The organism is Blautia glucerasea (assembly GCF_020537505.1).
GTDB lineage: Bacteria > Bacillota > Clostridia > Lachnospirales > Lachnospiraceae > Blautia_A.
Genome location: NZ_JAJBMO010000081.1, coordinates 1 through 960, shown reverse-complemented (window position 1 = coordinate 960; position 960 = coordinate 1). Strand labels below are relative to the sequence as shown.

Sequence of the window (960 nt, the reverse complement as noted above, 5' to 3'; positions counted from 1 at the left end):
GGAATCTGATTGAAAAAGCAAAGGAAGTGTGCGGCACCGATCTGGATGCTTCGGCGGTGTGGATCAAGCAACAGCTTTTCTATATGACACCGGAGGATGTTCTGCAATTCCATAATCTGGTTTACAGTTACCGGGATGCAGCTTATAAGTATGGCTTATGGACAGCGGCAGGTATTCTGATGGAAACAGGGTGCAGTGATGACAGCTTTTCCGATTTTCGGATGTGGTTGATCGCCCAGGGAAAAGAAGTTTATCTGAATGCCTTAAAAGATCCGGATTCCCTTTCCGGTGTAACTCCTTATGGATACTGTAGTTTTGAATCATTGGGATATATCTCATCGCAGGTCTACAGTGCCATGAAAGGAAAAAATATTTACCAGGATAGTACAGCCAGAATGCAGATGGAAAGCTATGAGCAGGTGATCCGGGATATTGTGTACCATCCCATGATCGAGTATCCGTTGGAATTGCCAGAAGCCATGGTGGTTTATCCGAAACTCTGTGAAAGGCATTTGTCCGAGCAGGTAAGGAATGCTCCACAGAAGGTAAGGACATGGAATGTTTCCCGGACGGATATCCGAAGGATGATGGCACGGGGAAATGCTGCCATAAAGAAAATGCAGGAGCAGGGAGCAAAAGCACCGGAAGCAGTCAGATCCGTCCGTAAGGGTACGGTAAGATAAGCTTCCCGGCAAGGAGAAGTAATGTGTTATAAAAATGAATATCAAAAAAGGGCGCATGGCGAAGTGGAAAGAATCTTTCGGGAACTTCTACCGGAAGTCGGGCTTCACGTAAGAGAAGAACAGATCCGTCTCTGCCATGAAATGCTGGATGCCCTTATGAAAAATGAGATCACGCTCTGTGATGCAGGAGTGGGCATTGGAAAAACCTATGCCTATCTGACTGCCTGCATCCTGATGCGGAAATATAGTGTACTGCATTCCGGTTATTCGGGATGTG

Annotated in this window: 1 protein-coding gene and 1 pseudogene; both read left to right on the top strand. The window is 46.4% G+C overall.

All coding sequences use genetic code 11. The annotated features are described in order from the left end of the window. Positions 1–683, top strand: a 683-nt coding sequence (locus tag LIQ05_RS19300; RefSeq protein WP_226822928.1) for a DUF4240 domain-containing protein, incomplete at its 5' end; no start/stop codon positions are given. 21 nt (positions 684–704) lie between these two features. Continuing rightward, positions 705–960, top strand: a pseudogene (locus tag LIQ05_RS19295) (ATP-dependent DNA helicase); the annotation flags it as partial.